At 56.9% G+C, this 5,265-nt stretch carries 2 protein-coding genes and 2 pseudogenes; 3 read left to right on the forward strand and 1 reads right to left on the reverse strand.

Annotated elements, in window-relative coordinates; translation table 11 throughout:
* Positions 1–92 precede the first annotated feature (92 nt).
* From AC0L3H_RS31795 to AC0L3H_RS31805, 3 genes and pseudogenes are all read left to right on the forward strand, one after another.
* Positions 93–1,100 carry a thiamine pyrophosphate-dependent dehydrogenase E1 component subunit alpha gene (locus tag AC0L3H_RS31795; protein ID WP_473588109.1) on the forward strand — a complete coding sequence of 336 codons (1,008 nt, stop codon included), beginning with the start codon at positions 93–95 and terminating at the stop codon, positions 1,098–1,100.
* 15 nt (positions 1,101–1,115) lie between these two features.
* Positions 1,116–2,117, forward strand: a complete 1,002-nt coding sequence (locus AC0L3H_RS31800; RefSeq protein WP_473588106.1) for an alpha-ketoacid dehydrogenase subunit beta — start codon at positions 1,116–1,118, stop codon at positions 2,115–2,117.
* Between the two features lie 728 nt (positions 2,118–2,845).
* Positions 2,846–3,663, forward strand: a pseudogene (locus tag AC0L3H_RS31805) (IS630 family transposase); the annotation flags it as partial.
* A gap of 294 nt (positions 3,664–3,957) precedes the next feature.
* Here AC0L3H_RS31805 and AC0L3H_RS31810 read toward each other — a convergent pair.
* A pseudogene (locus tag AC0L3H_RS31810) lies at positions 3,958–4,991 on the reverse strand (IS110 family RNA-guided transposase).
* Positions 4,992–5,265: the final 274 nt, after the last annotated feature.

Raw genomic sequence — 5,265 nt, forward strand, 5'->3', positions numbered from 1 at the left:
CGTGTTTTTTTTTTTTTTTTTTTTCTGGGTTTCTTTTTTTTTTTTTTTTTTTTTTTTTGGGGGGGGGGGGGGGGGGGGTTTTTTTTTTTTTTTTGTTTTTTTTTTTTTTTTTTTTTTTTTTTTTTTTCCATTTTTTTTATTTTCCGGGGGGTTTCGGCCCCCCCCCCCGATTCGAAGAAGAGGGTATGCGCCAGTTCGAAGCTGACAAGATCCCTGGTTGGTTCCACTCGAGCGTGGGTCAGGAAGCCGCCGTCGTAGGGGCATGTCTCGCCCTTCGGGAAGATGACGCGATGACCGGAACGCATCGTTCCCACGGCCATCCGATTGGGAAGGGTGCGAAACTGGATGGGCTCATGGCCGAGCTGATGGGAAAGGCGGGCGGCATATGTAAGGGGCGAGGTGGTTCAATGCACGTTGCAGACAATTCGGTCGGGATCATCAGCGAATCGGGTATCGTTGGAGGGGGCATTCCTCTTGCGACCGGGTGTGCATTCAGCGCCAAGGTGCGCGGCGTAGATCAGGTTACCCTTTGCTTTTTCGGCGATGGGGCGGTGAACCAGGGCACCTTCCATGAGAGTCTCAACATTGGGTCACTGTGGAAGCTTCCGGTTATCTATCATTGTGAGAACAACGGCTATGCAATGACCACTTCGGTGGCGCAAAGCCACGGGCAGGCGGACATCGCGCTGCGGGCAGCGGGCTATGGCATGCCAGGTATAACGGTTGACGGGCAGAGTGTGCGCGCCGTCTATGAAGTTGCGGCAGAGGCCGTCACGCGAGCACGCGCGGGTGAGGGCCCCACTCTGATCGTAGCCAATACCTATCGGTTCGATGAGCACGATTTCGGCTCGGTGATTCAGGGGGAGCCTTATCGATCCATTGAAGAAGTGGAGGCTCAAAAACGCGACCGCGATCCGATTTTGCTGTATCGCACTGTGCTCCTCGATGAAGGCATACATGAAAACAGTTTGAGAGCGATCGAGAATGAAGTCGGCCAAGCCGTCAAGCAGGCAGTAGAATTTGCTTTGGCCAGCCCCATGCCTCAGCCCGAAACGTTACCCGACTTCATGTTCAACTCACCCAGCTTCGAGCTGAGTTGAGAGGAATTAATCCACATGGAAACTAATGCGCAGAAATTTCCGGCCACGCTAGGCACCCACACTCAGACGACTTATTTTGAAGCGCTCATGCAGGCGCAGATGGAGGAAATGGATCGCGATGAGCGCGTCGTCCTCATAGGAGAGGAGCTCTCGGTCCATGGCTGCGCCAAACTCATTGAGCGTTTTGGTAAAAAACGGATTTGGAACACGCCGATTTCAGAAGGCAGCTTCACTGGCCTTGGAATCGGGGCTGCCATCAACGGGTTGCGGCCGATCGTAGACCTCTCATGTGCCAGCTTCGTCTATCTCGCCTCGGATCAGATCATCAACCAGGCCTCGAAATTGCGGTATATGACTGGAGGCCAGATCAATATTCCGATCGTGTTTCGTTGCTGTATGTCCTCGCTGGGATCCTACGCAGCGCAGCATGCCGACCGTCCTTATCCATTGTTTATGAATGTGCCCGGCCTTAAGATCATCAGCCCGACCAGTGCAGCCGACATCAAGGGTTTGATGAAATCGGCCATTCGCGACGACGATCCGGTAATGGTTTTCGAAGACACACGCCTGTGGCCGCTCAAGGGCAATGTGCCCACAGATCCAGAGTATCTAGTCCCGATTGGCAAGGCGGATGTGAAGCGCGAAGGAGAAGACGTAACCCTTATCGCTGTCGCTGGTGTCATTGGGCCGACGATGGAAGCTGCCAAAGCGCTCGCCGAGGACGGCGTTTCGGTCGAAGTGATCGATCCACGTACGTTGAAGCCGCTCGATCATGAGGCCATCAAAACGTCAGTCGCCAAGACCGGACGGCTTGTGATCGTTGAGAACGCGCACCGCGTCTGCAACGTCGGAAGTGAAATTGCCGCGGTAATGGCAGAAGAGGCTTTCGATTTATTGAAGCGCCCGATCATGCGCGTGAGCGCACCGGACATTCACGTCCCATTCAGTCCGGCCCTCGAGCAAGACTTCTTCCCGACGAAGGATCACATCATCGCCGCCATACGACGGCTGCTCTGACATCTCAAAGACTCCAAAGGAATGCAGTCCTGATGAATGACCTATGAATTGCGGCATTACGCATCGACTGGAAGATAAAATGCGAGCACCGTTTGCTCGTTATAGCCTGTCGCTCTTCAAGACGAGAGGAATTTCTGTTGCCCATTTTGGGTGCCGGAGGGCGGCGAATTCTTTTGCATTGCCGTGTGGCATGACAAGCTACAAACCTCATTAGCAGCAGTTTATCGTAACACAAGAACGGAAAATTTGGGAACACACTGAACAAAACAGTCCGAGATCGACGAGACGGTCAATATCGTTGAAGTGCAACGCGTAGGTGTCGTGGAAAATATTCAGGATCTTTTATCCAGAGCTTTGATGGTCCATAATATTTGCAAGAATCAAAGGACCGTAAGACGGGTGAGCGATGGATCGATGGGGGCTTGGTTGCACCTCGGGACGCTTTGAGCGGATAATTTTCATTTACGGAGTTATCGCCCAACAGTTCGACAATTGCGACCATGCCGCTGCCCCATTGCCGCGCGCGCGTAGCGGCGGAGAAAATGCCCGGACCTAGCGTGACGGCAAGGAGCAGCACGGCGGAAATAGAAAAAATAGAACCCGAATGCGTGAGATCATCATCGCACCTATACTAGAGCATCTTCGATGAACGCAGAGTCGGTTTGAGGCACCTTCACGCGATAGGTCCTGTTTGATTCACTGCCCCGGTGATTTGCGAGGAGGTGATGATGACGAGGAGCCTGAGCGCGGACCTTCGCGGGCGCGTGATTGCAGCCATTGAAGACGGGGTGTCAACGCGGGAGGCGGCGCGTCGCTTCCGGATCGGTATTTCGACGGCCGGGAGTTGGTATCGCCGCTATCGCGAGTCCGGCGAGATGGAAGCGCGCAAGCAGGGCCAGCCGTCGCGTTCGAAGCTCGATGCGTATGAGGCCTTCATTCTTGGCCTCATCGAGAACGCGCCGGACATCACGCTTGCCGAGATCGGCGAGCGCCTTGCCGCCGAGCGCGGCGCGTGGGCAGCGCCGTCCACGGTCTGGCTGTTCCTCGACCGTCGCGGCATCACGTTCAAAAAAAGACGGCGCACGCCGCCGAACAGCAGCGCCCCGATGTCCTGCGCCGCCGCAGAGCCTGGTTCGATGGCCAGCTCGATCTCGATGCCGAGAGGCTGATCTTCATCGATGAGACCGCGGCATCCACAAAGATGGCGCGGTTGCGTGGACGCAGCCTGCGCGGCGAGCGGTGTCGGGCAGCCGTTCCTCACGGCCAGTGGAAGACCACCACCTTCACGGCCGGCCTGCGGCTGGGCGGCATGGCGGCGCCAAAGGGCGCGGTGGTGCTGTTGACGCGTGCGATGGCCCTGGATCACGCCAAAGAGCAGATCAGCATCAATGCCGTGTGCCCTGGCGCCGTTGATACACCCATGCTTGTGTCAGGCCACGCTCAGCCGGTTACCGCAGACGAGATACTGCAAAGGAATATTGATTCAATACCCCAGGGTCGCCTGGCGACGCCGAGGGAAATAGCAAGCCTGACGGTGTTCCTCGCGAGAGTTGTGTGCGTCAAGTTCTTGTGTGGATGCCAGCCATTTTGCAAGGAGGAACCTGAAGCATTGGACATGTGATCGAGTGCGGTCATGTGTCAGGCCTTGATTTGCGGCCGTTCCATGTGCCGCGGGCCGGTATGGTGATGCGCGGATCAGGTCCAAATCAGCAAAGCGAGCTTGCGTGGGCTCTCAACTTGACTCTGGTTTTCCTGACCCCGATCTGATCGATCATTTGCCCATGCAGTTCATGCCTTCCTCACATCTCCGACGTTCCGGTCTCAGGTGCGTTGTTGCAAATCACGCAGGCACCGTCGCCGGATTCCGGTAGTCCTCCTGTTTCGTCAGCATGGCCCAGATGCCACGCGCCATCTTGTTGGCCAGCGCGATTGCCACCAGCATGCGCGGTTTCTTCAACATCAAGCGGGCAAGCCAGGAACCGTCGGGCGCGCGCCTCCGAGACGCCCATCGAACCACAGCCATGGCGCCGATGATGAGCAACCGCCGAATATCGCGCTGGCCCATCTTCGATACCTTCCCTAGTCTAGTCGTTGCTTGCCGCCGCTCGACTTCTGCCGAGGGACCAGCCCGAGCCAGGCGGCGAAATCGCGACCGCACTTGAAGGCTTCCATCGGTGGCGCAAAGGTTTCAATGGCAAGGGCAGCGATAGGGCCGACACCGGGCATGGTTTGCAAGCGCCGAGATGTTGCAGCTTGCTTGGACAGCGTGTCGATCGTCTTCTTCAATGCCGCGAGCCGACTGCTCAACTGTTCGATCTGGTCAAGTAGAGCGCTGCAGATGTCGCGGACTAGATCCGGCAGGTCTGCGCTCTCGTCCTCGACGATCTCTGCCAGACGTGGCAGGTGGCCGATGCCTTGCGGAGCAACATAAGCGAACTCATAGAGGTGCGCGCGCAGCGCATTCACCAATTCGGTTCTCTGATTCACGAACTGCTCTCTGGTGCGAAACACGATAGCCCGGGACTGCTGCTCCTTGGTCTTCGGTTCGACAAAGCGCATTGTCGGTCGTTGCGCTGCTTCGACGATCGCCTCCGCATCTGCGACGTCGTTCTTCTGCCGCTTGACGAACGGTTTGACATAGGCCGGGGCAATCAATCTTGGCTCATGGCCAAGCCGAGCCATCTGACGGGCCCAGTAGTGGGAGCTGCCGCACGCTTCCATCGCCACGACACATGCCGGTTGACTCGCCATGAACTTGCAAAACTGCAGGCGCGACAGCTTCTTGCGGAACACAACCGATCCATCAGCTGCCGCCCCGTGCAGCTGAAAGACGTTCTTTGCCAGATCGACCCCAATGATGGTAACCTTTTCCATGGATGCCTGCCTCTCCTTTGCGTGGCGCTAACACCACAAACTTGGCACATTGCGATGCCGTCGGAGAAGGCTGGCATCCACCCCATCAGCAAAAATGGCGTGGCATTCAGCGGTGACGTTGGCGTGTCCGCCGCGCAGCCCCGGTGTTTAGCGGAGCGGCGGACATGGCGGCCGCGTCTCAGGCGGCCAGTGCCCTAAGGTTCTCCTTCTTGTGCTCGCGCAGATGATCCATGTTGAGGTAGCGGGTCGCCTCGAGCCAGTTCTCGTGGATCTC

It is taken from the genome of Mesorhizobium sp. WSM4816, assembly GCF_055811535.1.

What these genes read in the sequence shown, in the direction of transcription:
- AC0L3H_RS31800 (WP_473588106.1), top strand. Translation starts at nt 1,116, where the DNA reads ATGGAAACTAATGCGCAGAAATTTCCGGCCACGCTAGGCACCCACACT.